The sequence below is a fragment of the Azospirillum himalayense genome, from assembly GCF_042657465.1.
Taxonomy (GTDB): domain Bacteria; phylum Pseudomonadota; class Alphaproteobacteria; order Azospirillales; family Azospirillaceae; genus Azospirillum; species Azospirillum himalayense.
In genome coordinates this window covers 38938-64002 of record NZ_JBHSLC010000009.1, presented here as the reverse complement: position 1 = coordinate 64002, position 25065 = coordinate 38938, and the positions used below count along the sequence as shown (strand labels likewise).

Annotated in this window: 25 protein-coding genes; 11 read left to right on the top strand and 14 right to left on the bottom strand. The window is 69.2% G+C overall.

Going from position 1 to position 25065, the window contains the following annotated elements; genetic code table 11:
- Positions 1-38 precede the first annotated feature (38 nt).
- The 6 genes from ugpA (at position 39) to ACFPMG_RS07035 (ending at position 4842) form a co-directional block, all read left to right on the top strand.
- Positions 39-923, top strand: coding sequence for a sn-glycerol-3-phosphate ABC transporter permease UgpA (gene ugpA, locus ACFPMG_RS07060; RefSeq protein ID WP_376994485.1), 885 nt, complete (start codon positions 39-41; stop codon positions 921-923).
- A complete protein-coding gene (gene ugpE / locus ACFPMG_RS07055; protein ID WP_376994484.1) occupies positions 920-1792 on the top strand; it encodes a sn-glycerol-3-phosphate ABC transporter permease UgpE in 873 nt (290 codons plus the stop codon). The genes ugpA and ugpE overlap by 4 nt, the downstream gene beginning before the upstream one ends.
- A gap of 3 nt (positions 1793-1795) precedes the next feature.
- Positions 1796-2869, top strand: coding sequence for a sn-glycerol-3-phosphate import ATP-binding protein UgpC (locus ACFPMG_RS07050; RefSeq protein WP_376994483.1), 1074 nt, complete (start codon positions 1796-1798; stop codon positions 2867-2869).
- A 117-nt stretch (positions 2870-2986) separates the two neighbouring features.
- Complete coding sequence (gstA, locus tag ACFPMG_RS07045) at positions 2987-3592, top strand: glutathione transferase GstA (RefSeq protein ID WP_376994482.1); 606 nt, start codon at positions 2987-2989, stop codon at positions 3590-3592.
- A 115-nt stretch (positions 3593-3707) separates the two neighbouring features.
- Positions 3708-4142 (top strand): VOC family protein, encoded by a 435-nt coding sequence (locus ACFPMG_RS07040; protein WP_137139823.1) that lies wholly within the window; start codon positions 3708-3710, stop codon positions 4140-4142.
- Positions 4143-4332: 190 nt separating this feature from the next.
- Positions 4333-4842 carry a hypothetical protein gene (locus tag ACFPMG_RS07035; protein WP_376994481.1) on the top strand — a complete coding sequence of 170 codons (510 nt, stop codon included), beginning with the start codon at positions 4333-4335 and terminating at the stop codon, positions 4840-4842.
- A 23-nt stretch (positions 4843-4865) separates the two neighbouring features.
- Here the strand turns inward: ACFPMG_RS07035 and ACFPMG_RS07030 are convergent, their stop codons facing one another.
- Entirely contained in the window at positions 4866-6302 is a 1437-nt protein-coding gene (locus tag ACFPMG_RS07030) for a DEAD/DEAH box helicase (protein WP_376994480.1), read from the bottom strand.
- Positions 6303-6766: 464 nt separating this feature from the next.
- On the opposite strand from ACFPMG_RS07030, the gene ACFPMG_RS07025 reads away from it, so the two are divergent.
- Both ACFPMG_RS07025 and ACFPMG_RS07020 read left to right on the top strand, forming a co-directional pair.
- The gene (locus ACFPMG_RS07025; protein ID WP_376994479.1) at positions 6767-7237 is read left to right on the top strand and encodes a Fur family transcriptional regulator; all 471 of its coding nucleotides are present in this window, start codon (positions 6767-6769) and stop codon (positions 7235-7237) included.
- Positions 7234-7458 carry a hypothetical protein gene (locus tag ACFPMG_RS07020; RefSeq protein WP_014241688.1) on the top strand — a complete coding sequence of 75 codons (225 nt, stop codon included), beginning with the start codon at positions 7234-7236 and terminating at the stop codon, positions 7456-7458. Before ACFPMG_RS07025 ends, ACFPMG_RS07020 begins: the two co-directional genes overlap by 4 nt.
- Before the next feature lie 19 nt (positions 7459-7477).
- On the opposite strand, the gene ACFPMG_RS07015 is transcribed toward ACFPMG_RS07020, so the two are convergent.
- The 3 genes from ACFPMG_RS07015 to ACFPMG_RS07005 form a co-directional block, all read right to left on the bottom strand.
- Positions 7478-8818 (bottom strand): DUF1329 domain-containing protein, encoded by a 1341-nt coding sequence (locus tag ACFPMG_RS07015; protein ID WP_376994478.1) that lies wholly within the window; start codon positions 8816-8818, stop codon positions 7478-7480.
- Between the two features lie 104 nt (positions 8819-8922).
- The gene (locus ACFPMG_RS07010; RefSeq protein ID WP_376994477.1) at positions 8923-11883 is read right to left on the bottom strand and encodes a hybrid sensor histidine kinase/response regulator; all 2961 of its coding nucleotides are present in this window, start codon (positions 11881-11883) and stop codon (positions 8923-8925) included.
- Positions 11884-11893: 10 nt separating this feature from the next.
- On the bottom strand, positions 11894-14215 hold the full coding sequence (locus ACFPMG_RS07005; RefSeq protein WP_376994476.1) for a PAS-domain containing protein: 2322 nt from the start codon (positions 14213-14215) through the stop codon (positions 11894-11896).
- A 237-nt stretch (positions 14216-14452) separates the two neighbouring features.
- Here ACFPMG_RS07005 and ACFPMG_RS07000 point away from each other — a divergent pair, with 237 nt between their 5' ends.
- From ACFPMG_RS07000 to ACFPMG_RS06990, 3 genes are read left to right on the top strand one after another with little or no spacing between them, the layout of a single operon-like run.
- Positions 14453-14758: an STAS domain-containing protein gene (locus tag ACFPMG_RS07000; RefSeq protein ID WP_376994475.1), complete on the top strand. Its 306-nt coding sequence runs from the start codon at positions 14453-14455 to the stop codon at positions 14756-14758.
- Between the two features lie 7 nt (positions 14759-14765).
- The gene (locus tag ACFPMG_RS06995; protein WP_376994474.1) at positions 14766-15524 is read left to right on the top strand and encodes an ATP-binding protein; all 759 of its coding nucleotides are present in this window, start codon (positions 14766-14768) and stop codon (positions 15522-15524) included.
- A gap of 19 nt (positions 15525-15543) precedes the next feature.
- Complete coding sequence (locus tag ACFPMG_RS06990; RefSeq protein ID WP_376994472.1) at positions 15544-16701, top strand: PP2C family protein-serine/threonine phosphatase; 1158 nt, start codon at positions 15544-15546, stop codon at positions 16699-16701.
- 94 nt (positions 16702-16795) lie between these two features.
- On the opposite strand, the gene ACFPMG_RS06985 is transcribed toward ACFPMG_RS06990, so the two are convergent.
- The 10 genes from ACFPMG_RS06985 to ACFPMG_RS06940 all read right to left on the bottom strand — a co-directional run bounded on the left by ACFPMG_RS06985 (position 16796) and on the right by ACFPMG_RS06940 (position 25065).
- Positions 16796-17371, bottom strand: a complete 576-nt coding sequence (locus ACFPMG_RS06985; protein ID WP_376994520.1) for a DedA family protein — start codon at positions 17369-17371, stop codon at positions 16796-16798.
- A 255-nt stretch (positions 17372-17626) separates the two neighbouring features.
- Positions 17627-18070, bottom strand: a complete 444-nt coding sequence (locus ACFPMG_RS06980) for a hypothetical protein (RefSeq protein WP_376994471.1) — start codon at positions 18068-18070, stop codon at positions 17627-17629.
- A gap of 114 nt (positions 18071-18184) precedes the next feature.
- Entirely contained in the window at positions 18185-18640 is a 456-nt protein-coding gene (locus tag ACFPMG_RS06975) for a putative toxin-antitoxin system toxin component, PIN family (protein ID WP_376994470.1), read from the bottom strand.
- 25 nt (positions 18641-18665) lie between these two features.
- Complete coding sequence (locus ACFPMG_RS06970) at positions 18666-19856, bottom strand: PP2C family protein-serine/threonine phosphatase (protein ID WP_376994468.1); 1191 nt, start codon at positions 19854-19856, stop codon at positions 18666-18668.
- Positions 19853-21040 carry a response regulator gene (locus ACFPMG_RS06965; RefSeq protein ID WP_376994467.1) on the bottom strand — a complete coding sequence of 396 codons (1188 nt, stop codon included), beginning with the start codon at positions 21038-21040 and terminating at the stop codon, positions 19853-19855. The genes ACFPMG_RS06970 and ACFPMG_RS06965 overlap by 4 nt, the downstream gene beginning before the upstream one ends.
- On the bottom strand, positions 21040-21768 hold the full coding sequence (locus ACFPMG_RS06960; RefSeq protein ID WP_376994466.1) for an ATP-binding protein: 729 nt from the start codon (positions 21766-21768) through the stop codon (positions 21040-21042). Before ACFPMG_RS06960 ends, ACFPMG_RS06965 begins: the two co-directional genes overlap by 1 nt.
- A gap of 5 nt (positions 21769-21773) precedes the next feature.
- Complete coding sequence (locus ACFPMG_RS06955; protein WP_306710785.1) at positions 21774-22079, bottom strand: STAS domain-containing protein; 306 nt, start codon at positions 22077-22079, stop codon at positions 21774-21776.
- A 113-nt stretch (positions 22080-22192) separates the two neighbouring features.
- The gene (locus tag ACFPMG_RS06950; protein ID WP_376994464.1) at positions 22193-23359 is read right to left on the bottom strand and encodes a methyl-accepting chemotaxis protein; all 1167 of its coding nucleotides are present in this window, start codon (positions 23357-23359) and stop codon (positions 22193-22195) included.
- A gap of 11 nt (positions 23360-23370) precedes the next feature.
- Positions 23371-24435 carry a protein-glutamate methylesterase/protein-glutamine glutaminase gene (locus ACFPMG_RS06945; protein ID WP_376994463.1) on the bottom strand — a complete coding sequence of 355 codons (1065 nt, stop codon included), beginning with the start codon at positions 24433-24435 and terminating at the stop codon, positions 23371-23373.
- Positions 24436-24438: 3 nt separating this feature from the next.
- Complete coding sequence (locus ACFPMG_RS06940; RefSeq protein WP_014241672.1) at positions 24439-25065, bottom strand: chemotaxis protein; 627 nt, start codon at positions 25063-25065, stop codon at positions 24439-24441.

Genomic DNA, 25065 nt, shown 5'->3' with positions numbered 1-25065 from the left:
GAGAGGGCTGAAAGAACCGGAGACAACCGAAGGGTTCCATGCAACGTCGCGTGATTTTCGACAACAAGGCGCTGCCCTACCTGCTGCTGGCGCCGCAGGTGGCGGTGACGCTGATCTTCTTCATCTGGCCGGCGGCGCAGGCGCTGTGGCAGTCGGTGCATCTCCAGGACGCCTTCGGGCTGCGCAGCCAGTTCGTCGGGCTGGAGAATTTCGAGGCGGTGCTGAGCGACCCGAACTATCTGGAGACGGTCAAGACCACCATCGTCTTCAGCGCGTCGGTGACCGTCCTGTCGCTGGCCTCCGCGCTGGGGCTGGCGGTGACGGCCGATTCGAAGATCCGGGCGGCGTCGGCCTACAAGACGCTGCTGATCTGGCCCTACGCGCTGGCCCCCGCGGTGGCGGCGGTGCTGTGGATGTTCATCTTCAACCCGGACATCGGCATCCTGGGCCGCGCGCTGAACAACCTCGGCTACGCCTGGGACTACCGGCTGAACGACGGGCAGGCGCTGACCATGGTCATCCTGGCGGCGAGCTGGAAGCAGGTCTCCTACAACTTCATCTTCTTCCTGGCCGGGCTGCAGGCCATCCCGCGCTCCGTCCTTGAGGCGGCGAGCATCGACGGGGCGGGGGCGGTGCGCCGCTTCTGGACGATCACCTTCCCGCTGCTGTCGCCGACGACCTTCTTCCTGCTGGTGGTGAACATCGTCTACGCCTTCTTCGAGACTTTCGGCACGATCCACGCCCTGACCCACGGCGGGCCGGGCAAGGCCACGGAGACGCTGATCTTCCGCGTCTACCAGGACGGCGTGGTCAACCACGACCTGGGCGGTTCCTCGGCGCAGTCGGTGATCCTGATGGTCATCGTCATCGCGCTGACCGCCATCCAGTTCCGCTTCGTCGAGCGCAAGGTGCATTACTCATGACCCGCGACCGCGACACCCCGCGCTCCGGCGGGCGCCTGATGGACATGGTCCCGCACCTGATCCTGATGCTGGGCGTCCTGATCTTCGCCTTTCCGATCTACGTGACGGTCATCGGCTCGACCTGGGACGCCGCCACCATCGGACGCGGCAACCTGCCGCTGACGCCCGGCGGGGAGATGCTGAACAACTACGCCTCGGCCTGGAGCGAGTCGCAGGGCAACCGCGTCATGCACACGCCCGTGCGCATCATGATGTGGAACAGCCTCGTCATGGCGCTGGTCATCGCGCTGGGCAAGATCGCCATCTCGATCATCTCGGCCTACGCGGTGGCCTTCTTCCGCTTCCCGCTGCGCATGGTCTTCTTCTGGATGATCTTCATCACGCTGATGCTGCCGGTGGAGGTGCGCATCATTCCGACCTACGAGGTGGTGGCCAACCTCGGCCTGATCGACAGCTACGCCGGGCTGACCATCCCGCTGATCGCCTCGGCCACGGCGACGCTGCTGTTCCGGCAGTTCTTCCTGACCATCCCGGACGAGCTGGCGGAGGCCGCCAAGATCGACGGGGCGGGGGCGCTGCGCTTCTTCCTGGACGTGGTGCTGCCCCTGTCGCGCACCAACATCGCGGCGCTGTTCGTCATCCTCTTCATCTACGGCTGGAACCAGTATCTGTGGCCGCTGCTGATCACCAACAGCGCGGAGATGGAGACGGTGGTCATCGGCATCACCAAGATGATCGGCAACGGCGAGGCCGCGACCGACTGGAACCTCATCATGGCGACGACGGTGCTGGCCATGCTGCCGCCGGTGGCGGTGGTCGTGCTGATGCAGCGCTGGTTCGTCAAAGGCCTTGTGGACAGCGAGAAATAAGAAATGGCAACGGTCGATCTGAATCGGGTCCGCAAGTCCTACGGCGCCGTCGAGGCCATCAAGGGCATCGACATCAGCGTCGCGGACGGGGAGTTTCTCGTGCTGCTCGGCCCCTCGGGCTGCGGCAAGTCCACGCTGCTGCGCATGGTCGCCGGGCTGGAGAGCATCACCGGCGGCGAGATCGCCATCGGCGGGCGGGTGGTCAACGGGCTGGAGCCCAAGGACCGCGACATCGCCATGGTGTTCCAGAACTACGCGCTCTACCCGCACATGAGCGTGTTCGACAACATGGCCTACGGGCTGAAGATCCGCGGCCTGCCCAAGGCGGAGATCCAGGCGCGCGTCGCCAAGGCTGCGGAAATCCTGGAGTTGAACCGCTTCCTCGACCGCCGGCCCAGCCAGCTTTCCGGCGGGCAGCGCCAGCGCGTCGCCATGGGCCGCGCCATCGTGCGCGAGCCCGCCGCCTTCCTGTTCGACGAGCCGTTGTCCAACCTGGATGCCAAGCTGCGCACCCAGATGCGCGTCGAGATCAAGCGGCTCCAGGACCGGCTGGGCATCACCAGCCTGTACGTGACGCACGATCAGGTGGAGGCGATGACGCTCGCCGACCGCATCCTGGTGATGAATCACGGGGTGGCCGAGCAGGTCGGCACGCCGCTGGAGGTCTACCAGCGCCCGGCCAGCCTGTTCGTGGCCGGCTTCATCGGGTCGCCGCCGATGAATGTGCTGGACGCGCGCTTCGACGGTGCCGGGCAGGCGGTGGCGCTGCCCGGCGGCACCGCCTTCCTCCTGCCGCGCCCGCGCCCCGACATGGCCGGACGGCCGATCAAGCTCGGCGTGCGGCCGGAGCATCTGGCCGTCACACCCGGTCACGGACCGCTGATCGTCGCGGTCGATCTGGTGGAAGCGCTGGGCGCCGACACGGTGGTCTACGGCCGCCTGCCGGACGGGGAGGGAATGGTGGTCCGAGTCGCCGGTCTGCCGTTCTGCCGCGAGGGCGAGACCCTGCGCGTCGGCGCGCCGCCCGACGCCCTGCACCTGTTCGACGCGGAGACCGGGCGGCGCCTGCCGGACTGAACGGGCGCCGGATTGAGCGGGTGCTGGACTGAACGGGGCGCGCTGTTGCAATCGCAGCCGCCCCGTGCCCCACTGTCGATCCGTAACGTCCCGCCGGAAACAAGGATAAGAAACGTCATGAAGCTCTACCTGAAGCCGGGCGCCTGCTCGCTGTCGCCGCACATCGTTCTGCGCGAAAGCGGCTTGGCCTTCGACGTCGCGGCCGTCGACCTCGTCGCCAAGAAACTGGAGGACGGCAGCGATTTCCTGGCCGTCAACCCGAAGGGCCAGGTGCCGACGCTCGCGTTCGACGACGGCGCCATCCTGACCGAGGGCGCAGCGATCGTTCAGTACGTCGCCGACCGCGTGCCGGAGACCGGTCTGCTGCCCGCCGTAGGGACGATGGAGCGCTACCGCGTGCTGGAGTGGCTGAACTTCATCGGCACCGAGCTGCACAAGACCTTCAGCCCGCTGTTCCGTCCGACCACGCCCGACGCCTTCAAGGACATCGCCAAGCAGACGCTGACGGCCAAGTTCGCGGTGGTGGAGGCCGGACTCGCCGGCAAGGATTACCTGACGGGCGACCGCTTCACGGTGGCCGACGCCTACGGATTCACGGTGCTGCGCTGGGCGCCGCGGGTCGGCCTGCCGCTGGACGGCTACCCGAACATCACCGCCTACATGGCCCGCGTCGCCGGGCGCCCGGCCGTGGCCGCGACGCTGGCGGCGGAAGGGATCGCCTGACCGCGTACCGGACGGGGAGGGGACGCACCTGTTCGATCCCGAGACAGGCTGGTGATTGTCCGAGTAGACTGCTCGGGCAATCACCAGCAGGGAGGGGGCGAAGACCCCGACGAGCATGAGCGCAACCGACCGCAAACCCGTTCCGCCCTTCCACCTCGCCTTCCCCGTCCGCGACAAGGAGGAGGCGCGCGCCTTCTACGCCGGCCTGCTGGGCTGCGGGGTGGGGCGTGAATCCGACCGCTGGATCGACTTCGACCTTTACGGCCATCAGGTGGTGGCGCATGTGACGGAGGAGGCCGGAACCCGCGCCACCAACCCGGTCGATGGTGAGGATGTGCCGGCCAGCCATTTCGGCGTGATTCTGGATTGGGACGACTGGCACGCGCTGGCCGACAAGCTGAAGGCCGAAGGGGTGCGATTCCTCATCGAGCCGCAGATCCGCTTCAAGGGCCAGGTGGGCGAACAGGCCACCATGTTCTTCCTCGACCCGAGCGGGAACGCCCTGGAGTTCAAAAGCTTTCAGGACATGGGGCAGATTTTCGCGCGGTGACGCCGGCCGCAATGCTTCGACGCCATCGGCATTTCCTTCACCGTGGAGGGGAAGATTCGGCCCATGCCGGCGGTTCGATTTTCCCTGCCGCTTCAGCGTAAGGCAGCGCTCACGCGCCATCGGGGATGGCATGGAACCTGCTAATAGCAGATTGCCAAAGCGGTTTCACCAATCAACCCCGAGGTGTTTCATGAGCAGCCTGTCCGTCTCCATGCCAGGAGTTGGATCATCCGGCATCCACGCATTGAACGGCGGCATGGTCACCCGCTTCTCCGCGGCGACCAAGGCCAGTCCGGAGATGATGGCGCGGGTCGGGGTCGGCGATTCCGCCTTTCAGCAGCAGATGAGGATCGCGGCGGACCCGAACGCCGTGGACCCGGCGGTTGCGGCCCGAAGCCGCGCCGTGCAGGCCCACACCGTGTTCCGGCAGGGTGGTCAGGTCGTCGCCGCCGTCTGGCGGGATGGGCAGACGCAGATGGGCAACGGGCTTGCGTCGCGGCTCGACTGGACCGCGCTGGAGCGGCAGACCGCTGCCCTGTCCGAAGCGCAGCGGCGGGACGTGATCGCCGCGGCCATCGCCAAACAGATTGGGGGGAGCGTCCAGGTCCAGCGCTACGGTGACAGCGGCGCGGCGCCGACGCGTGGCGCGGTGATCGACGAGCAGGCCGCGGCGAATCGGGCGGCACGCGGCGGGCGGTGATCCCGCCGCGCACCGAACAGACTTCAGGCCGCGGACCGCTTGCTCCCGCCCGGCTGACCGCCGTGCGGAGCGGGGCGGCGGTTGTGGCGGTTCTGCTGGTTGGCCGACACCTTGGCCTTCAGCGGCTGGTCGCCGGTGGCGCCAGCAACCCGCGCGCCCTGCGGCGCCGACGGCTTCGCGCCGTGGGCCTTCGGCGCCTGCGGCTTCTGCCCCTGCGGCTTGTTGCCGCCCGCCTGCTGCTGCGGCTGGCCGCGGCCCGGACGGGGCTGCTTGGGCGCCGGCTTCGGCGGCTTGGCGGAGGAGGCGTGGATCGCCGCCACCACCGACGCGTGGTAGGGGTGGTCGTGGTCCGCCGGGACCGGCTGGCGGATGGTCTTCTCAATGGCCTTCAGATAAGCCACCTCCTCCGCGTCGCAGAAGGACACCGCGCTGCCGTCGGTGCCGGCGCGGGCGGTGCGGCCGATGCGGTGGACGTAGCTTTCCGGCTCGTTCGGCAGGTCGAAATTGATGACGTGCGTGATGCCGTCGATGTCGATGCCACGCGCCGCGATGTCGGTCGCCACCAGCGCCTTCAGGTCGCCGCTGCGGAAGGATTCCAGGGCGCGCACGCGGGCCGACTGCGACTTGTCGCCGTGGATCGCGTCGGCCGGGACGCCGGCCTTCTTCAGATGGTCGGCGATGCGGTCGGCGCCGTGCTTGGTGCGGGCGAAGACGATCGTCCGCTCCATGGCGCCTTCCTGGAGGAGGTCGGCGAGCAGGCGGCGCTTGTCGGCGCGGTCCACGAACAGCACGCGCTGGGCGATGCGCTCCACCGTGGTGGACTGCGGCGCCACCTCGATCCGCTCGGCGTCGGTCAGGATGCTGTGCGCCAGCTCGACCACGGCTTCCGGCATGGTGGCGGAGAACAACAGGGTCTGGCGCTGCTTCGGCAGGACCGCGACCACCTTCCGCACGTCGCGGATGAAGCCCATGTCGAGCATGCGGTCGGCCTCGTCCAGGACGAAGATCTCGACCTGGTCGAGCACGCACTGCTTCTGGGCCATCAGGTCGAGCAGACGGCCCGGCGTCGCCACCAGCACGTCGGTGCCGCGGGCCAGAGCGGCGACCTGCGGGCTCTGCCCGACGCCGCCGTGGATCACCGTGCGGCGGATCGGCAGGTGCCGGCCGTAGGTGCGGAAGCTCTCGCCGATCTGCAGCGCCAGCTCGCGCGTCGGCGTCAGGATCAGCGTGCGCGGCGCCTTGGCCTGCACGCGCTTCTTGTTCTGGAACAGCCGCTGCAGGATCGGCAGGGTAAAGGCGGCGGTCTTGCCGGTGCCGGTCTGGGCGAGGCCGAGCACGTCGCGGCCCTCCAGAAGAACGGGGATGGCGCCGGCCTGGATCGGCGTGGCGGTCTGGTAACCCTCTTCGGCGACGGCGCGCAGAAGGGGCTCGATCAGGCCGAGGCCACTGAATTCGGTCATACGGGGAGGGTCCTGGTCACGTGAACAGAGGCTGCACCTGGGCCGTGCCCGGACAAGGCCGGGGCGGCGTGGCTTGGGGCGCTCCGCCGCGGGAGTGCGCGGAGCCATCAATTCACCGTGGGAAGGCGCAAGCGGCGCCGGTACCGGGACGACGAGGAGCCGGCAGCCCCAAAGCAAAATCGACCGACCACACATAGGGGGTGAGGCGGCTTTTGGCAAGCAAACAAGGACCTTGGCCCCGTTCCGGACCGGAAATGTCCCTGGGACGGGCGGCGGTTCCAGGGGACGGTGGGGGCGGCTGGGTGTGATGTTCCGGCGGGTGAGGCATTTTGCCGCGGGAATTCCCGGACAAAAAAACGGGGTATAGGATTGCGAATGAATTTCAGTATTATGATCCGCGCTGCAGCATGGCGCCCCGGATCGCGGGGGACGGCGCTGCAACGGATGGCAAAGGCGGTGGGGCAATGACGTCGCGGCTCGAATCCTTGTGCCTGGAAAAGGGACTGAAGATGACCGGCCAGCGCCGGGTCATCTCCCAGGTCCTGTCGGAGTCGGAGGACCATCCCGACGTGGAAGAGGTCCATCGCCGCGCCGTGCTGATCGACCCGCGAATCTCCATCGCCACGGTCTACCGCACCATGCGCCTCCTCGAAGACGCGCAGGTGATCGAGAAGGTGGACCTGGGCGACGGCCGCGCCCGCTATGAAGAAGCCTCCACCGACCATCACCACCACCTGATCGACACGCGCAGCGGGCGGATCATCGAATTCGCCAGCCCGGAGCTGGAGGCGCTGAAGGAGCGCATCGCCCGGGAGCTGGGCTACCGCATCGTCGGTCACCGGCTGGAAATCTACGGCGTTCCGCTCGACGGCGTGTCTCTCGACGGCGGCGGCGCGCTGGACGGCAACTCTGGGGAAGACGGGGAGCGTCGATGAAGAGCATGCGCTGGCTGACGATCGATCCCTACCCGGCGGTGAGCCTGAATTGCCGCGACGCGGTCCAGCGCTGCTACGCCGGCCTCTGCGACTGCGGCCAGCCGGAGCGCTACGCGCTGGAGGCGGCGGTGACCGTCTTCCGCTACCACCATCCCGAAACCCCGCCCTTCCAGGCGGAAACCATCGTCAGCCAATGGGTGGCCGGCCCGGTCCGGCACTGACCTCGTCTCCGGCCGGCGCTCACCAGCGCCGCCGCTTGCGCTCCAGCGTGTCGGGGGCGAAATCCTCGGGCCGCAGGGTCTTGGCGAAATCCGGCGGGGCGAGCTGGTTGTCGAGGCCGCTCACCACATAGCGGTCGCCCGAGAGGTCGTAGGTGATCTCCAGCGCCGGAGCGAAGACAGGCACCTGGGGATAGGCGATCCCGTGCGCCTCCGCGTAGCGGACCAGATCGCCCTTGGCGTCGTAATGGTCGGCCATGACGATCTGCCAGGAATCCTCGTCCAGATAATAGGTGCGCTCCGGCAGGGCGTGACGGAAGTTGGGCTTCACCCGCGCCTCGACGATCCAGACCCGGTGCATCTCGTAGCGCAGGAATTGCGGGTTGGGGTGGCCCAGCCACAGGAAATCCACAGGCGCCAGGCCGGGCGTGTTCATCCGGCTGGCGTTGTAGGGCACGTACATCTCCCGCCGCGTCACCAGGGCGAAGTCGAAACGGTCGAGCGGGCCGCTGAACATGTCCAGCATGTCGGCGGTGCGGATGCCGCCGCTGGCCGGGTCGGGCGTGTCGTAGACGAAGTCGGGCGCGCGGACGGGCTTGCCGCCCTCCCCCTGGCGGTACCAGGCGGCGAAGCCGGACTGGATCGGGTTCTGCGTGCCGTGCAGCAGCAGGGTGGTCCCGGCCTCCGCCTTGGGCATCAGGGTGGTGCGGCGGTAGTGGAAGGGTCGCCCGCCGTCAATCCCGGCGGCGTAGCTGGATTGCCAGTCCTCGCGGTGGACCGCCGCGGTGTGGATGCCGCCGGCCTCCGGCAGGACGGTGGCGCCGGTGCGGCTGAAGGAATTTCCGCGCCAGCGCAGGATGTGGTTCCACATCGCCTGCACGCCGTTGGCCGGGATGGGAAAGGGCACGCCCACCTGCGCCCCGCTCAACGCCAGACCGTTCTCGCCCAGCTTGGCGCGCCTGGCGTTCGCGATCGATTCGTCGTAGACGCGCTGGGGGGCGGCGGCGCTGCGGCGGCTGGGGAAGACCGGGATTTCGAAGGACGGATACTTGGTCAGCATCTCCTGCAGGCCGCCGGACAGGCGGACCTTGTAGCGGTCGAGATCCGCGGGGCCCACGGTGAACCAGCGCCCGTCCTCGTCGTAGGGATCGGGCAAGGGGGTGCCCGGCTTCCAGCCGCCGGGGGCTTGGGTCAGCCCGCCCTTCCAGGCTGGAATGGCCCGCGTCCGGCTGGCGCCGCGCACCGCGCCGAAGGGGGTCAGCTCCTCCCCCAGGGCGGGAACCTTTTCCTGCGCGATGACCGGGGCGGCATAGGGGAGCACCGGCAGGGAGAGCAGCAGGCTGGAGAACTGGCGGCGGTTCATGCGCGTCTCGCGGCGTGGCGGGTCGCGGGGACGATACCCCAATCGGGCGCCGGTTCGAACGGACAAAGGACGTTCAAGGCGGTGTTCAGGGGGCAAGACGGTGTTCAGGGGGGTGAAGCCGTGGCGATGACGCGTTCGACCTCCCGCATCGCCTGTTCCAACGCCGCGGCCAGCGCGGTCACCCGTTCCCAGGGCAGGCCCTGCATCACCGCCTGTTCCAGCGCCTGCGCCGCGTCGCCGAGCGGTTTCGCGCCGGCGTTGCGGGAGCAGCCCTTCAGATTGTGGGCACCGGCGCGGATCGCCGTTCCGTTCCGCGCGGTGACGGCGTCGGCGACCTCATCGGCGATGTGGCGGCCGATTCCGATGAAGTCGTTCAGCAATTCGTCCATCAGCGCCCGGTCGTCGCCGCAAAGCTGGCGAAGGACATCGAGGTCGATTGGGGCCATGTCGACCGGCGGGCTCTCCGGCGGCGAAGACGAGGGCGGTGCCACCGGGGCCGCCACGGGGGCCGCCACGGGGGGTGGCAGGAAGCGGGTCAGCGCGGCGTCGAGCTTCGCCAGGTCCAGCGGCTTGCTCAGCGCCTCGTCCATGCCGGCCATCCGGTAGCTCTCGATGTCCGCCGGGGCGGCGTTGGCGGTCAGGGCGACGATCGGCAGATGGGCGCCGGTCGCGCGTTCCGCCGCGCGGATGCGGCGGGTCAGTTCGAACCCGTCCAGTTCGGGCATCTGGATGTCGGTCAGCAACAGGGCGTAGCGCCGCCGCCCCAGCGCGGCCAGCGCCTCCGCCCCTCCGGTGGTCAGCTCTGCCGTGTGGCCCAGCGAGATAAGCTGCATCTGCAGAACCTTCCGGTTGATGGCGTTGTCCTCCGCCACCAGGATCAGCCGCCCGAGGGCCTCGGCCTCGGCGATGGCGCGCTCCGGACTCAGCGGGGCCGGGGCGCAGGGCGTGGCGGGAGACGGGCCCTCGCCGGGTGCGGCGTCCGTCAGGGCGCGCCCGGCGGCCATCGCGACGGCGCGCACCAGCGCGGCGCGGCGGACCGGGCGGCTCACCGGGACCGACCCGTCGGCGAGATGCGCGCCGATGGTCGTGGGGTCCTGCAGCAGCACCGTCGGCACCTGCGGTTCGCCGACGCGGCGGCCCAGCAATTGCGGTGCCTGGGCGGCGACGGGGGTGTGCAGCGCCTCGTCGACCACCACGACGTTCAGAGCGCCGTTGGCTTCGCGGGCCGTCCGGGCCTGTTCGGCCAGGGCGTCCGGCTCCCCGGCGGCCAGCACCCGCGCCCCGGCGGCCTCCAGATAGTCGGCGACGATCCGGCGCTCCGCCGTCTCCGGCAGGCCGACCAGGACGGTCAGGCCGGCAAGATCAGACTCCGCCGTCGCTGGGGGCGTCGGCGCCGAGGGGGCTTCGGCCGGGGCGGCCGCGGCGTTCAGCGTCAGCTCGACCCAGAAGGTGGAGCCCGCCCCCGGCGCGCTGTCCACCCCGATCGTCCCGCCCATCAGCGCGACCAGCCGCCGGCTGATCGACAGGCCCAGCCCGGTGCCGCCGAAGCGCCGGGCGGTCGAGCTTTCCGCCTGGGTGAAGGGCTGGAAGAGCTGGCGGCGCGCCGTCTCGGAAATGCCGATGCCGGTGTCCGCCACCTCGATGCGCAGCCGGGTGCCGCCCTGAACGCCATGACCCGTCCTTGCGGCCAGGGTGGCCTGGACGACGATGCGCCCGCGCTCGGTGAATTTGATGGCGTTGCCGCACAGGTTGAACAGGATCTGGCGCAGCCGCACCGGGTCGCCGGTCAGCGCCGGCGGGAGCGCCGGGTCCACATAGGTCAGCAGCGCCAAACCCTTGGCCCGCGCCGCCGGGGCCAGCGTGTCCGCCACCCCCTCGACCAGGGCGGAGATGGAGACGGGCACCTGCTCCAGGTCCATCTTGCCGGCCTCGATCTTCGAGAAGTCGAGAATGTCGTCGATGATCCGCAGCAGCGAGGTCGCCGACTCCCGCATGGTCGCCACAGTGTCGCGCTGCCCGCCGTCGAGCGGCGTGCGCTCCAGCAGCTCCAGCATGCCCAGAACGCCGTTCATGGGGGTGCGGATCTCGTGGCTCATGGTGGCGAGGAAGGCGGACTTGGCGGTGGTCGTCTGCTCGGCCTGCTCCTTGGCGCGTTCCATCTGGCGCTCGGCCAGCTTGCGCCGGGTGATGTCGTAGACCCAGGCGAGATGGACCGGGCGGCCGTCGAGGAGCGTGGGGTCCACCGACACCAGCGCCCAGAAGATGGAACCATCGGCCCGCCGCACCCGCACCTCGGCGTCGCGCAGCGAGCGGCGGAAGAAGGTCCAGTGCGTCTCGTGCGCCTCGGTGTTGTCCGGCTCGATGAACAGGTCGGCGATGGAGACGCCGATCAGCCGTTCCTTCGGCACGCCGAGCAGATGGACCAGCCGGTCGTTGCACATCACCAGCACGCCGTCATAGGTGTAGGCGCAGACGCCGACCGGACTCGATTCCAGGATGACGCGCATCTGTTCGCGGCTCTGCCGCAGCTCGTGCGTGCGCTCGGCCACCTTGGTTTCGATGGAGCGGATGTAGTCGTAGGAGCGCAGGGCCGCGATCACCGCGGTGAACAACCCCTCCGCCGACAGGTCGGCCTTCGATTTGTAGTCGTTGATGTCGCAGCCGACGATCACGTCCCGCTGCGGCGCCTGCCCCGGCTGGCCGGTGCGCAGGATGATGCGGACGTCGAGGTTGCCCAGCGCGCCGCGGATCCAGCGGACCAGCGTCAGCCCGGCGTCCTCCTCCTCCATCACCACGTCGAGCAGGATGACGGCGATGTCCCGCCGGGCACGCAGGACGGCGCGGGCCTCGGCGGCGGAGCGGCAGCCGATCAGCTCCAGCCGGCGCCCTTGGAACACCACGTCGTCCAGCAGCAGGGCGGTCATGGCGTGGACGTCGTCCTCGTCGTCCACCACCAGGATGGGCCAGGGCGGGCACTCCTCCCTGTCTTCGCCCTCCTCGTCGGCGAACAGGATCTCGTCGTCTGGGTTGGGATCGGTGTCGGGCATGATCAGTTCGTCGGCCATGCTGCGTCCGTCATGCTGCGTCGGTCGGCGGGTTCTTCCCGGTGGTGCCGGCCATCCGGGGCGCCGACACGGGAATCCGCAGAAGGAAGGTGGTGCCCCCGCCGGGGGTGTTGGTCGGGGGCGGGCTCTCCACCGAGATCCGGCCGCCCAGCGATTGCGTCACCAGATTGAAGACGATGTGGAGGCCGAGTCCGCTGCCCCCGGTGCCGCGCTTGGTCGTGAAGAAGGGTTCGAACACCTTGGGCAGATTGTCCGGGGCGATGCCGATCCCGTCGTCGGAAAAGCGGATGTCCAGCTCGCCGTCCGGCAACTCCGCCACGGTCAGCGCCATCGCCCCCTCCCGCCCATCGGGGAAGGCGTGGGTCAGCGCGTTGATGACCAGATTGGTGATGACCTGGCTGAGCGCTCCGGGATAGCCGTCCATGGTGATGCCGTCCGGGCAGGCGACGGTCATCCGGTGCGGGCTCTTGCGCAGGCGGGGCCCCAGCGAGGTGATGATCTCGTCCAGGTAGGAGCGCAGGTCGAAGCGGCGGCGCTCCTGGCTGGTCTGGTCGACGGCGACGCGCTTGAAGCTCTGGATCAGCTCCGCCGCGCGGGTCAGGTTCTGTTCGATCAGGCGCGCGGACTCACCCGCCGCCGCCACATAGGCGGTCAGGTCGGACTTCTTCAGCGTGCCCTTCGCGAAGGCCTCGGTCAGCGTCTGCGTTTTCGACGCCAGATGGGTGGAGCAGCTGTAGGCGATGCCCACCGGCGTGTTGATCTCGTGCGCAACGCCGGCCACCAGCAGGGCGAGCGATGCCATCTTCTCCGCCTGGACCAAGCTGTCCTGGGTTTCCTTGAGGTCGGCGTAGGCGGACTCCAGCGCCTCCATGGCGTGGAACACCTCTTCGGCGGAGCGCGCCTCCACCGTCACGTCGGTGAAGGTGCGGACGAAGCCGCCCTCCGGCAGGGGGTTGGACCGCACCTCGATGATCGTGCCGTCGGGCCGCCGCCGCTTGAAGGCGAAGGGCTGGTCGGGAACCACGGCGGTCTCATCCAGCTCCAGATCGGGATCCATGCTGAAATCCTCGAAGGCGCCCTGGGCGCGCTGGAGCCGGATGATCTCGGGAAACAGCGGGTTGCGGGCCAGGAAGGCCGCCGGCACGTCGAGAAGCTCCGCGGCGCGACGGTTGGACATGACGACCCGCAGGTTGCGGTCCACCATGATGATGCCCTGGTCGGTGTTGTCGAGCGTGATCTGAAGGACGTTCCGCTCGCGCGCCAAGTCCCGTTCGGCCTGCATGCGCTCCGTCACGTCGGACATGGTGCCGGTCAGGCGGACCGCCGTTCCCTCGCCGTCGCGCAGGGCGGTCGCCCGGTCCTCGATCCAGCTCCAGCCGCTATCCCGCCGCCGCATGCGGTAGACGATGGAATGGGCGCTGTCCTTGTCGCGCACGCGGCTGCGGGACTCCGCGATGACCCGCCGCCGCTCCTCCGGATGGATCAGCGATTCCCAGGTCCGCGCGGTCATCGCCAGTTCGGCCGGGCCGTAGCCGAGCAGGGCCGGAAACTCCTTCGACCACCAGTACTGGCCGGTCCGCAGGTCGTAATCCCAGACCGAGGAGCGGGTGGCGGTGATGGCCAGCCCCAGCCGCTCCTCGCTCTGGCGCAGGGCGGCCTCCTCCTCGTCCAGCCGGGTCAGCATGCCGTTGTAGGCGGCGATCACCCGCCCCAGCTCGTCGGCCGACGACCAGTGCACGGGCTGGCGCAGATGCTCCTGCTCCGCGGTGCGGATCGAGGCGATCAGCCGGCCCAGCGGCACGCCGATGGTCAGCCGGTGCGCGGTCAGGGCGGTGACCAGCGTGCCGACCAGCATCAGCAGCACGAGCCACAGCGTGTTGACCATCTCCTGCCGGATCTGCTCGTCCACCGAGGCGTAGCTGAAATGGAGCGTCAGCGTGCCGAGCCGGCGGTTCTGCACCTGGATCGGACGGCGCACCGTCTCGCGCCCGGCGACGGGACGGCAATCGGAGTCCGGCCATGCGAAACGGCCGTCGGCCAGTTCGTCCGCCACCTCGATGCACAGAAGCTCGCGGTTGACGGAGATCGCCTGGATGATGTTGCGGATGGCCGGCACGTCCACGGCCCACAGGCTGGAGGACAGGGCGACGGCGTTGATCTCCGCCACCGCCTCGATCCGGTCGCGCAGGGCGCCGCGCAGATCCTTGTACTTGCCGTAGAAGAAGATCGAGGAGAAGCCGAGCGTGGTCAGGATCATGATGGGAATCAGGATCAGCAGGAATTTCGCCGACACCGTCGGCACCGTCTTCCACGCCTGCTCGATCACCGTCATGAAGGGGTATCCCGCTGCGGGGGCGCATGACCGGGGCGGACCGGCGGCACGGCACCGCCTTCACCGGTATTGAGGTTGTACTATCAACCGATGCGTTTCGTCTATGGTGTGAATGTCGTGAAAATTCTCCTTATGATCGATAAAAACGACAAGTTGGATACTTGATGCTTGAGAGGGCATCGGCCTTGCACTACTGTTCGCGGGAGCCGCTTGCGCGGTGCAACACAAGAGGATGTCATGAATTTCCAGGTGCGCCGGTCCTCCGAAACCATCGAGGTGCTGTTGAGCGGCCGGTTGGAGTTCACCGACCATGACAGCCTCCCCGACATCGTGGAGCTGCTGAACGGGGAGGGCACGCGCCGCTTCATCCTGGACATGGACGGGCTGACCTTCATCGATTCCGCGGGGATCGGCATGCTGCTGATCCTTCAGGACGAGTCGGAGCAGCGCAACACCAAGCTGATCCTTCGCAAGCTGCAGGGCGATGTGCTGCGATCCATCGAGCTGGCGCGGATCGGCGAAGTCGTCGCCATCGAGCGGTGAGCGGGTGATGGACGGTTCCCCCGCCTGTCTTCCCCCCGGTCCGGCCGGCGCCGTGCGCCCCTTCAGCGTGGTGCGGGATCGCGTGCCGGCGGAGATCGCCGCGCGGGTCGCCGCGCGCTTCGGCCTGAACGAGGCCGGTGGCGGGGCCGCCGCCGCGGTGCTGCTGGCCCAGGCCGACCGGGACATCCTGCGCGGTGCCTTCGGGCTCAACCGCTTCCTGACGGTGGAACTGACGGAGCGGGAAGAGGGGACCGGCGCCATCGACGCCGACTGGCTGGGTGCTCCGCCGGTGGAGCAGGGTTTCTACCTGTCGCTGACCACCGGGACCGCCTATGGCCTGCAATGCGCGGTTCTGGTCTGCGACGAGCTGGCCCGGCGCGGCGTGCTGACGCCGGAGCGGCGCGGCAACGTCGAGCTGTGCCTGCACGAGGCCATCGCCAACGCCATCGTCCACGGCAATCTCGGGATTCCCAGCGCGACCAAGGAGCAGCCGGAGGGCTACCGGCTGTTCAGCCGGCTGCTGCGCGAACGGCTGGGCGACGGGACCGTGCGGCAGCGGCGGATCGACATCTTCGCGCGCTGGGCCGGGGACAGCCTGTCCATCGCGGTGGTGGACCAGGGCAACGGCTTCGACGCCGCGGCGCTGCCGCAGGACACCGACAGCGGCGCCCATTCCGGCCGTGGCTTCGTGTTCATGCGGGCGCTGGCCCGGCGCATCCATGTGACCGACGGCGGGCGCTGCACCCTGCTGCAGTTCGACCTGTGACGGACGGGCGGGTCCGCGCATGCCCATTTCGCTCGCCGCCAGCCGTGTCCTGATCGTCGACGACAACGAATTCAACAGGAAGTCGCTGGCCCTGATGATCCGCCGCGCCGGGCTGACCCAGATCGAAGTCGCCGAGAACGGCGTGGAGGGGCTGCGCAAGGTGGAGAGCTTCCGCCCCGATCTGGTGCTGCTCGACGTCAGCATGCCGGTGATGGACGGGCTGGAGATGTGCCGGCGCCTGCGCGAGCGGCTGACCCACGAGGAGCTGCCGATCCTGTTCCAGACCGCGCTGGACAGCGACGAGGAGCAGGTCCGCTGCTTCGAGGCAGGCGGCAGCGATTTCATCTCCAAGCCGATCAAGCCCGGCGAGTGCGTCGCCCGCGTCCGCCACCAGCTCGAAAAGCGCAAGCTGTTCACCGACCTTGCCGATTTCCGCGCGCGGGTGGAGCGGGAGCTGAAGCACGCCAAGGCGATGCAGCTGTCCCTGCTGCCCGAGCCGAAGGAGCTGGAGGCCGTCGCCGAGCGGTACGAGCTGGTGCTGGACGCCCATTTCGAAACCTCGTCGGAGCTGGGCGGCGATTTCTGGAACGTCTACCCGCTGGACAGCCACCGCGTCGCCTTTCTGCTGGTCGATTTCGCCGGGCACGGCATCACCGCCGCCATCAACACCTTCCGCCTGCACACGCTGATCGACCGCTTTCCCATGCAGCATGTGCCGCCCTCGGAATGGCTGGCCGGGCTGAACCGGGCGTTGAAGGAGGTGCTGCCGGTCGGGCAGTTCGCCACCGCCTTCTTCGGCATCCTGGACCTGCACACCGACACGCTGACCTACGCCTCGGCCGGGGCGCCCAATCCGGTGGCGGGGATCGCCGGGGAGCTTCGGCTGCTCGACTCGGCGGGGCTGGTGCTGGGCGCGTCGCGTCGCGCCGTCTACGCCGACCGCAGTCTGCGCCTGCCGCGTGGGAGCTGCCTGTTCCTCTACAGCGATGCGCTGATCGAATGCAGCGGTCCGGACAACGAGCCGATCGGTCAGGACGGGGTGCCCGGCCTGCTGCGCGGGGCCATGGCCGCCAACCGCGCCCGCCCGCTGGGGCCGCTGCTGGAGCGCTTCTACGCCCGCACCAGCCTGCCGCTGCGCGACGATCTGACCGCCGTGTGGATCGCCCGCCGAGCGTGAGGGCAAGCCCGGACACCACAGCCTGGAAACGAAAAAGGCCGACGCGGTCGTCCGCGGCGGCCCTTCTGCCTGAGTCTCGGGGGAAGGGGCGCCGTTACGCCTGCGTCTCGGACGCGGCGTAGCGGCGGCGGACCCACATCACGCTCTTCACCGCGAAGATGGTGACGCCGATGCCCAGCGCGATGAGCAGGAGGATCTTCGGACCGTTCTCGCCGATGGCGGCGGCGGCCTCGCCGAACAGGTAGCCGGCCCCGGCGAAGCTCCAGGCCCAGATGCCGGCGGCGATGAAGTTCCAGAACAGGAATTTGCGCCAGGGCATGCGGGACGTGCCGACGGCGACCGACGCGATGTTGCGCACCCCGTAGAGGAAGCGGAAGGCCAGGATGAAGCCGACGCCGTAGGTTTCCAGCCAATACAGCACGCGCGTCGCGCGGGCCTCCGCCGCCGGGAAGCGGGCCAGCGCCTTGGCGCCCCATTTGCGGCCGATCCAGAAATAGCACTGGTCGCCCATGAAACTGCCGATCCAGACGGCGGCAACCAACCAGTAGAGGTTGATGATCCCCAGGTGCGCGCCCATCCCGCCGAAAATCACGAAGGTCTCGCCTTCGAAAAAGGCCCATATGAAGGCCAGGGGATAGAAGGCATCGCCCCAATCCTGGAGCCAGGTCATCCAGTCCAAATCACCCTCCCCGCGGGTCGTTCCTTTTCGGCTCGGACCGCCGGCGAGGCGCCAGGGAAACGCAGGCGCGGCCATTGGTCAGGCTACGGACACATCATTGCACATAAGTGCGTGTCTTGTCGCGCAATCATTCCCGAATCGGGGGGAGGCAACCGTACAAAGTTGGGGTACGAAACGATCTATTGCCGCGGGATTATTTTGTGTCCGGACACGTATTCTGTGAATCGGTCAATGTTCGTGACTTGGTCAGCCGTCCTCGCCCGACAGCTCGCCGACCGCCTGCCGGGCGGCGCGCAGCAGCAGGGGATTCGGTTCGGACGGGCCGTCCTCTCCCTCATCCTCCTCCCAGGCGCCGGAGCCAACTCCCGGCGCGGCGCGGCGCTTCAACTCGCGTGCGGCTTCGATCAGCAGATGGGCCAGCTTCTGGTCGGGCAAGGCCTGCGCCAGTGCCCGCAGCTCCGCGTTGGTCAGGGCCGCCGGGTCGAAGTCGGCGCGCGGCGCCATCGGGACGGGCGGCGGCGGGACGAGGGCGAGGGTCATCGGTGGCGGCGCCGACGGTGACGGAACGTCCTCCCGCAGCACGTCGACGGCCACCGGCGCCGCCACGGTGGAGGCGCGGGACCGGCGCGCCGGCTTGCGCGCCCGCTCCGTCTCGGGCAGGCTGTCGAACAGGAGAGGTTGCGTGCTCATCCGGTCACCCGCGATCCGTTCACCGCTAGTTTGCGAAGTGTTCTCTTTTCATTCTAGAGAACGAAGGCCGGAAGTCGAGTGGAAACTTTTAGGACGGACCTGTGAAACGCTGAGTCAGGCGATCGCATCGAGGAACCGCTCGGGACGCAGGATGCGGGTGCGGCCCACCTGACGCACCGACAGAAGCTGCCGGTCCACCGTCACCAGCCAGTCGGCATCGACGGCCAGCGCCACGGCCAGGAACATATCGTCGTCGGGATCGCGACACAGCCGCTCCACCGGAGCGGGCTCGATCCTTTGAGCCTCCGCGGCGAAGGCGGCCAGGAAGGCGGCGCGCTCCGCGGCCGGGCGGTAGCGGTCGAAGTCCGGGCGCATCAGCACCTCCCGCAGCTCAGCCAGGGTGGCGTCGGACACGAAGGCGGCTCCTTGCGCCCGCACCGCCTCGACGCTGCGCTGGATGGCCAGGCTGCGGCGGGGCACCTCGGCGCCGAGCAGGGCGTAGCCGACGAGGATGTTGGTGTCCAGAACGGCCCGGAAGAGGCGGGCGTCGTCGGGGGAGCTGGCGGTCATGCGCCTGTCGGTTCCATGGCGCCGGTCAGCCCTTGCGGGTCAGCAGCAGCGCGGTCAGGTCGTCGTCGATCGGGCCAATGGCGCGCAGGCGGTCCAGCAACCCGTCCAGGAAGCGGCCGCTGTCCGTCTCGCCCATTCGCTCGGCGACCAGGGCGGCGAGGCCCGGCTCGTCCAGGACGTCGTTGCCGACCGCGATCTCGATGGCGCCGTCCGAATAAAGGAACAGGCGCCCGCCGGGGGGCAGAGGGAGGGAGCGCTCCTCATACTCCGCCGAGGCGAGCAGGCCGAGCGGCAGGCCGGCGCTGTCGCCCAGCAGCGGTTCGGCATCGCCCGGCGCCCAGACCATCGGGCGCGTCGATCCGGCGGACGCGTAGACGAAGCGGTCCTCCGCCGGTTCGACCACCCCGGCCAGCATGGTGGCGAACTGGCCGTTGGGAAGGAGCGCGCACAGCCGCCGGTTGACGGTGGACAGGAACTCGCCCGGGGTCAGGCCGGACACGTCCATCTGCTGGCAGATCGCGTGCAGGCGGAAGGTGTTCAGCGCCGCCCCGACTCCGTGGCCGGAAAAGTCGACCATGTAGAGCATGGTCCGGCCCCGTCCCCGGCCCGGTTCGCCGCCGTCGTGCCGCAGGTCCCAGAAGTCGCCGCCCAACTCCGACGAGGGGGCGAAATGGGCGGCGATGCCCACCCCCGCCGCGGCCTCCATCTCGGCCAGCCGCCCCGGCGAGGGCATCAGCCGTTCCTGCATCTTGCGGGCGAGCGACAGCTCGCTCTCCGTCCGCTCGCGGAAGCGTTGGAGGTCGTGCAGGAGGGCGCGGTTCTGCAGGTGGATGCGCACGCGGGCCAGCAACTCGACCGCGTTGATCGGCTTGGTCACGTAATCGGTGGCCCCGGCGGCGAAGGCCTTGGCGCGGTCCTCCGCCCGGTTCAGGCTGGATTGCACGAGGACGGGCAGATCCTTCCAGGCGGGAAGCGCGCGCAGGCGCCGGCACATCTCGAACCCGTCCAGGTTCGGCATCATCAGGTCGAGCAGGATCAGGTCGGGCCGGAAGCTGTCGAGCCGGGCCAAGGCGTCGTTGCCGTCCTCCGCCATCTCGATGCGGGTGACGCCGCCGCGTTCCAGCAGGGCCTGGAGCAGATGGCGGTTCACGCGGTTGTCGTCCACCACCAGGACGCGGGCCGTTTCCAGCCCCGGAACCTCCGGCAGATCGTTCATCGCGCACCCCCCCGCCCGATCCAGACCAGCGTGTGGTCGTCGAGCGGCACGTCGCCCTGGGCGGCGGCGAGCGCGGCGGTCACCGCCGCGAAGGCGTCGCCGCCATCGCCATCGCCATCGCCGCCAGCCATGGCGTTTCGGACGGCGGCGCTCCGCAGCAGGGTGGCGAATCCGCCGCTGCGCCCGCCCAGCGCCTCCAGCACGGCGGTCGAGTGCAGGACCAACGCGGAATGTGGCGGGAAGGGCAGGCTGCGCTCCTCGTAGCGGATGCCGGCGACGACGCCCACCGGCTGCCCGGCCCCCTCGCCGAAAACCAATGCCGCGTTGTCGTTCGGAATCAGGACTGGGGCCGCCGCCGCCGCCGCCGCGTAGGTGAAGCGTTCCGCCGCGCCATCCACCACGCCGTAGATCGCCGTGGCGTGCTGACCAAGCTCCAGCAGGCAGACGGCCCGCTCGTTCAGTTCGGTCAGGAAGGCGCCGGGCCGCTCGCCGAGATGAGGGGCCAGCTCGTGGATCAGCGTGTGCATGCGGAAGGCGTTCAGCGCCGCCGACACGCCGCGCCCGGCCATATCCAGCAGGAACAGCCCGAACCGGCCGCCGGCCAGCGGCAGCACCCCCCAGAGGTCGCCGCCCAGGTCGGAGGACAGCGCCGTGTGCGACCGCAGCGTCACCCCCGCGCTGTCCGTCAGCGCGGCGCACAACGACGGGGAGGGCAGGAGATGGTCGTACATGGAGCGGGCCATCGCCAGCTCCCCCTCGACCCGCGCCCGGTAGGTCTGCAGGTCGCGGATCAGCACCCGGTTCTGCAGGTGGATGCGCACGCGGGCGACCAGCTCCGTCCGGTCCAGCGGCTTGGAGATCAGATCGGTGGTGCCGGCGGCGAAGGCCCGGTTGCGGTCGTCGCTGGACGACAGGGCCGTCTGCACCAGCACCGGCAGGTCGGCGTAGGCGTGGTCGGCGCGCAGGCGGCGGCAGACCTCGAACCCATCCATCCCCGGCATCATGATGTCGAGGATCAGCAGGTCCGGCGCCTCCGCGGCGATCTGCTCCAGCGCGTCGAAGCCGTCCTTGGCGTAGGCGACGTTCTGGAAGCCGGCTTCGCCGAGCAGGGCCCCGATCAGCGTGCGGTTGAAGTCGGTATCATCCACCACCAGGATGCGGCAGGCGGCGATGGCGTCGTCCATCAGAGGGGAAACCTCATGCGGATGCGGCGCCCGCCGTCGAGAAGCTGAAGCTCTTCCACGATGGCGGCGATCAGGTCCAGCCCGCGGCCCGAGGCGCCGTAGTCGATGCGCTCCGGCCGGGCGAAGCCGGTTCCCTCGTCGGCGACCTCCACCACCGCGCAAGCGCTCTCAAGCCAGGCGGCGACCTCGATCCGGCGGTCGGCGAAAGCGGGATCGGCCATGCGCGCCGCCAGATCGTGGGAGAAGCGTTCCAGCGCCTCCACGCTCAGCCCCTTCATACCTTCGACCTGAAGGTTGCCGTGGACCACCGCGTTGCTGATCGCTTCGTGCAGCGCCAGCTCCATGTCGTCGCGCTGGGCCTCCGGCATCGGGTGCAGGGCGGCCAGCCCGTTCAGGACGCGCCCGGCGAGATGCAGCCGGTTTGCGGTCACCGTCGTCACGCAGGCGAACAGGTCGGCGCGGGCGGCGCGGCGCGCAGCCTCGACGATCTGGGCGTCGGACAGGCCGGCGACCTCGATCCAGGCACCAAAGGGCCGCTGCCAGAACTCCGGCGCCTCGACGGCGCCGGCGTCGCCCACCAGAAGCAGGACGGAGGCGCCGAACTCCTCCCCCGCCGGGGAGCCGGGCCGCCGGGGCGGAAGCCGAAGCGCCGCCGACAGCCGGTCCAGCCGGTCGGCCGGCACGCCCAAGCCTTGCAGGGCGGCGACGCGGGTGGGGGAGGGGACCAAGGGGGTCAGTCCTCGATCGTGACGATCTTGTTGAGCTGGGCCACGGTCAGCACGCGCTTGACCTGCCCGGCGGCGGAGCGCAGGACGAGCTGCTTGTCCGCGTTCGCCATCTCCTCCCGCGCGATCAGCAGCATGCCGATTCCCGCCGAATCGACGAATTCCAGCGTGGAAAGGTCGAGCACCTGTCGCTTGGCCCTGTTCTGCAGCATCTCCCGGATCAGGGCGCGCAGCTTGGCGTGGTCGTTGAAGGTCAGGCGACCGCGCAACCGAACCAGGGTCTCCTGCTCCTTGTCCTCAATTCCGTAGTCCATCGGTCCGGTGTTCCTGAAGGGTGTTCCTGAAGGGGCAATGGGGCGGGTGGCCTTGTGCGGACCACGCCAGAATGGAGCAAGTCAGGCCGGGGATTCCACAGAATCCCTTGGCCTCAGAAAAGTTCGATGTCGCCGCCGGAACTGTCGGCCTGGCCGGCATCGACGTCAAGGACGCCATGCTCGTCCAGCGCGGTCCCTTCCAGCAGCAGACGACGCACGAAGCGCTGGCGCATCTCGCTCAGCTTGAAGCGGCCCAGCAGCTCGTCGAGCCATTCCTGCGGAACCTGCGGCCCCAAGGAAGCGGGCATTTCGACGCGGGTGCGGTTTTCCAGCTCGTTCAGCCCTTCCGCCATGATGGCGAGGCTGTCGTTGATGGCCTCCAGCCGCTGCTTGGTCAGGTCCTGGAACTGCATTCCGGTGACCATGCGGCTGATGGTGGCCGACATGTCCGACGACACGGTGGCCGCCGTCTCCAGCACCGCCTGGAAGTGATTGGTCTGGTCGACCAGGCTGTCCATGGTCTTGTCCACCCGCTCCTTGGCGAGCATCTGGGGGGACATGTCGGTGTCGGCGATCTGGCGCAGGATGTCGTGGCCGTTGCGCACGCCCTTGACCACCGCGGTGACCTTGGAGCGCATACGGTCGGCCAGCGCCCCGGTGTTGCGGGAGAGGTGGCGCACCTCCTGAGCGACCACCGCGAAGGTGCGGCCGGCTTCCCCGGCGCGGCTCGCCTCGATGGTGGCGTTCAGCGCCAGGAAGTTGGTCTGGCGGTTGATGGCGTCGATGTCGCCGATCGACTTCTCCAGCTCCGCCACGTCCTTCTGCACGTCGTCCAGCAGATAGACCATGCTCATGGCGTGGCGCGACAGCGTGACGATGTTGGAGATCATGTCCGCGATCATCTGCTGCATGCCGGTGACCAGCTGGTCCATCGGCACCCGCTCCCCGTCGATGGAGACGGAGCCGGCCATGCCGACGATCTGCTCCACCCGCTCCGACTGCTGCATGGCCTTCTCGGCCAGCTCGCGGAAGCGGTGGGAGAGGTCCAGCGTGGCGTCCTCGACCGTCGAGGAGGTGCGGGTCAGCTCGTTCTGCACGGCCTCCAGCGTGCGGCGCTGGATGTCGGCGTAGCCCATCCAGGTCGCCAGAAGCTCCCCGGTCACCGGAATCTTCTCGCCGATCTCGGGCAGGCTGTGCACGGGAGCGCCATCGTCGGGAAGGTCCGGCTTCTCCGGTTCCGGTCCGGCTTCCAGGCGGGGCGCGCGGCCGTAGAAAGACATGGTGCTGCTCCTCAGTTCGCGCGCGTGCGGTGTTCGCCGATGGCGTCGAACGCGCGCAGCATCTCGGCCGGTATCTGCGCCAGCGGCAGTTCGACGGCGACCGCCCCGGCTTCCCGGGCGGCGCGCGGCATGCCGTAGACGACGCAGCTCGATTCCTGTTCGCCGATGGTATAGGCCCCCGCGTCGCGCATCGCCAGCATGCCCGACGCCCCGTCGCGGCCCATGCCGGACAGGATCACCCCCACCGCGTTCGCCCCCGCCGCCTTGGCGACGGAGGAGAACAGCACGTCCACCGACGGGCGGTGGCCGCTGACCGCCGGCCCGTCCTGGATGTGGCAGGAATAGCCCTGGGCGTCGCGGATCACCACCAGATGACGGTCGCCGGGGGCGATGTAGACCTTGCCCTGGACCAGCCGGGCGCCCTGGGTGGCGACCTCCACCGACGGCGGCGAGATGCGGTCGAGCCGGGCGGCGAAGCTGGGGACGTAGCTCGGACCCATGTGCTGGGTGATGACGATGGGCGGGCAGTCGGCGGGCATGACCGCCAGCACATCGCGGATGCGCTCCACCCCGCCGGTGGAGGCGCCGATGGCGATGAAGCGGGTGCCCGACCCGGCGCGGCGCGGCGTCTGGAGGGGGGACGTCGCGGGCTTGGGCCGCCGCATCGACAGGCGGGCGGTGGCGGCGATGCGGATCTTGCCGACCAGCTCGTGGGCCATCGCCTCGAAGCCGTGGCCCTCGGAGCCGTCGGGCTTGGCCACGCAGTCCACTGCGCCGATCTCCAGCGCGCGGATCGTCGCCTCCGACCCCTCCTGGGTCAGGGAGGAGACCATGACGACCGGCGTCGGGCGCAGCGTCATGATCTTTTCCAGGAAGGACAGCCCGTCCATCCGCGGCATCTCGACGTCCAGCGTGACGACGTCCGGGTTGGTCCGCTTGATGACGTCGCGCGCCTCGTAGGGGTCGCGGGCGACGCCGACCACCTCGATTCCGGGCTCCTCGGAGATGATGGCCTTCAGCATCTCCCGCATCAGGCTGCTGTCGTCCACGATCACGACGCGGATGGAGCGTGTCATGGCTCAGTCCTCCCCGAACAGTTCCACGTCGCCCTCGATCGGCTGGTGCCGCAGGCTGGAGCGGAAATGCAGTTCCTGGTTCGCCGTCTCCGACAGGGCTTCCGGCCGCAGCATCTTGCGCATGGCCTTGCCGGTGTGGGGAAAATAGTGGATGCGCCGGGCCGAGGCGCCGCCGAGATCCTGGCCCATCAGCTTCAGCCCCTCCCGCCGGACATAGTCGAGCGCGAAGGCGGCGTTGCGCTGGCCGACGTCGAAGCTGGAATCGATGACGCGGGCGCCGCCGAACAGCTTGACCTCCAGCCGCCCGCGCTGAGCGCCGCGCGCCAGCAGGTCGTTGATCAGCCGCTCCATGGCGACCGAGCCGTAGCGCGCCGCCGCCCCCGTGCCGGCGTCCTCGGACTCCGGCACCTCGGGCAGCAGGAAATGGTTCATGCCGCCGATCGCCGTCGCCGGGTCGTGGACGCAGGCGGCCACGCAGGAGCCCAGCGTCGTCACCATCATCACGTCCGAGCGGTCGCTGACCAGATGATGGCCCAGGAAGACCTTCATCGTGTGGGCGCGGAACTGCGGATGGAAGTAGCCGCCGGTCTGCCGGGCCTCCGCCGCACGGCGGCTTGCGAATGCGGTCAT

Excerpts from the sequence above, each read along its gene's own strand:
- ugpA (WP_376994485.1), top strand. The coding sequence starts at position 39 with ATGCAACGTCGCGTGATTTTCGACAACAAGGCGCTGCCCTACCTGCTG.
- ugpE (WP_376994484.1), top strand. The coding sequence starts at position 920 with ATGACCCGCGACCGCGACACCCCGCGCTCCGGCGGGCGCCTGATGGAC.
- ACFPMG_RS07050 (WP_376994483.1), top strand. The coding sequence starts at position 1,796 with ATGGCAACGGTCGATCTGAATCGGGTCCGCAAGTCCTACGGCGCCGTC.
- gstA (WP_376994482.1), top strand. The coding sequence starts at position 2,987 with ATGAAGCTCTACCTGAAGCCGGGCGCCTGCTCGCTGTCGCCGCACATC.
- ACFPMG_RS07040 (WP_137139823.1), top strand. The coding sequence starts at position 3,708 with ATGAGCGCAACCGACCGCAAACCCGTTCCGCCCTTCCACCTCGCCTTC.
- ACFPMG_RS07035 (WP_376994481.1), top strand. The coding sequence starts at position 4,333 with ATGAGCAGCCTGTCCGTCTCCATGCCAGGAGTTGGATCATCCGGCATC.
- ACFPMG_RS07030 (WP_376994480.1), bottom strand. The coding sequence starts at position 6,302 with ATGACCGAATTCAGTGGCCTCGGCCTGATCGAGCCCCTTCTGCGCGCC.
- ACFPMG_RS07025 (WP_376994479.1), top strand. The coding sequence starts at position 6,767 with ATGACGTCGCGGCTCGAATCCTTGTGCCTGGAAAAGGGACTGAAGATG.
- ACFPMG_RS07020 (WP_014241688.1), top strand. The coding sequence starts at position 7,234 with ATGAAGAGCATGCGCTGGCTGACGATCGATCCCTACCCGGCGGTGAGC.
- ACFPMG_RS07015 (WP_376994478.1), bottom strand. The coding sequence starts at position 8,818 with ATGAACCGCCGCCAGTTCTCCAGCCTGCTGCTCTCCCTGCCGGTGCTC.
- ACFPMG_RS07010 (WP_376994477.1), bottom strand. The coding sequence starts at position 11,883 with ATGGCCGACGAACTGATCATGCCCGACACCGATCCCAACCCAGACGAC.
- ACFPMG_RS07005 (WP_376994476.1), bottom strand. The coding sequence starts at position 14,215 with ATGACGGTGATCGAGCAGGCGTGGAAGACGGTGCCGACGGTGTCGGCG.
- ACFPMG_RS07000 (WP_376994475.1), top strand. The coding sequence starts at position 14,453 with ATGAATTTCCAGGTGCGCCGGTCCTCCGAAACCATCGAGGTGCTGTTG.
- ACFPMG_RS06995 (WP_376994474.1), top strand. The coding sequence starts at position 14,766 with ATGGACGGTTCCCCCGCCTGTCTTCCCCCCGGTCCGGCCGGCGCCGTG.
- ACFPMG_RS06990 (WP_376994472.1), top strand. The coding sequence starts at position 15,544 with ATGCCCATTTCGCTCGCCGCCAGCCGTGTCCTGATCGTCGACGACAAC.
- ACFPMG_RS06985 (WP_376994520.1), bottom strand. The coding sequence starts at position 17,371 with ATGACCTGGCTCCAGGATTGGGGCGATGCCTTCTATCCCCTGGCCTTC.
- ACFPMG_RS06980 (WP_376994471.1), bottom strand. The coding sequence starts at position 18,070 with ATGAGCACGCAACCTCTCCTGTTCGACAGCCTGCCCGAGACGGAGCGG.
- ACFPMG_RS06975 (WP_376994470.1), bottom strand. The coding sequence starts at position 18,640 with ATGACCGCCAGCTCCCCCGACGACGCCCGCCTCTTCCGGGCCGTTCTG.
- ACFPMG_RS06970 (WP_376994468.1), bottom strand. The coding sequence starts at position 19,856 with ATGAACGATCTGCCGGAGGTTCCGGGGCTGGAAACGGCCCGCGTCCTG.
- ACFPMG_RS06965 (WP_376994467.1), bottom strand. The coding sequence starts at position 21,040 with ATGGACGACGCCATCGCCGCCTGCCGCATCCTGGTGGTGGATGATACC.
- ACFPMG_RS06955 (WP_306710785.1), bottom strand. The coding sequence starts at position 22,079 with ATGGACTACGGAATTGAGGACAAGGAGCAGGAGACCCTGGTTCGGTTG.
- ACFPMG_RS06950 (WP_376994464.1), bottom strand. The coding sequence starts at position 23,359 with ATGTCTTTCTACGGCCGCGCGCCCCGCCTGGAAGCCGGACCGGAACCG.
- ACFPMG_RS06945 (WP_376994463.1), bottom strand. The coding sequence starts at position 24,435 with ATGACACGCTCCATCCGCGTCGTGATCGTGGACGACAGCAGCCTGATG.
- ACFPMG_RS06940 (WP_014241672.1), bottom strand. The coding sequence starts at position 25,065 with ATGACCGCATTCGCAAGCCGCCGTGCGGCGGAGGCCCGGCAGACCGGC.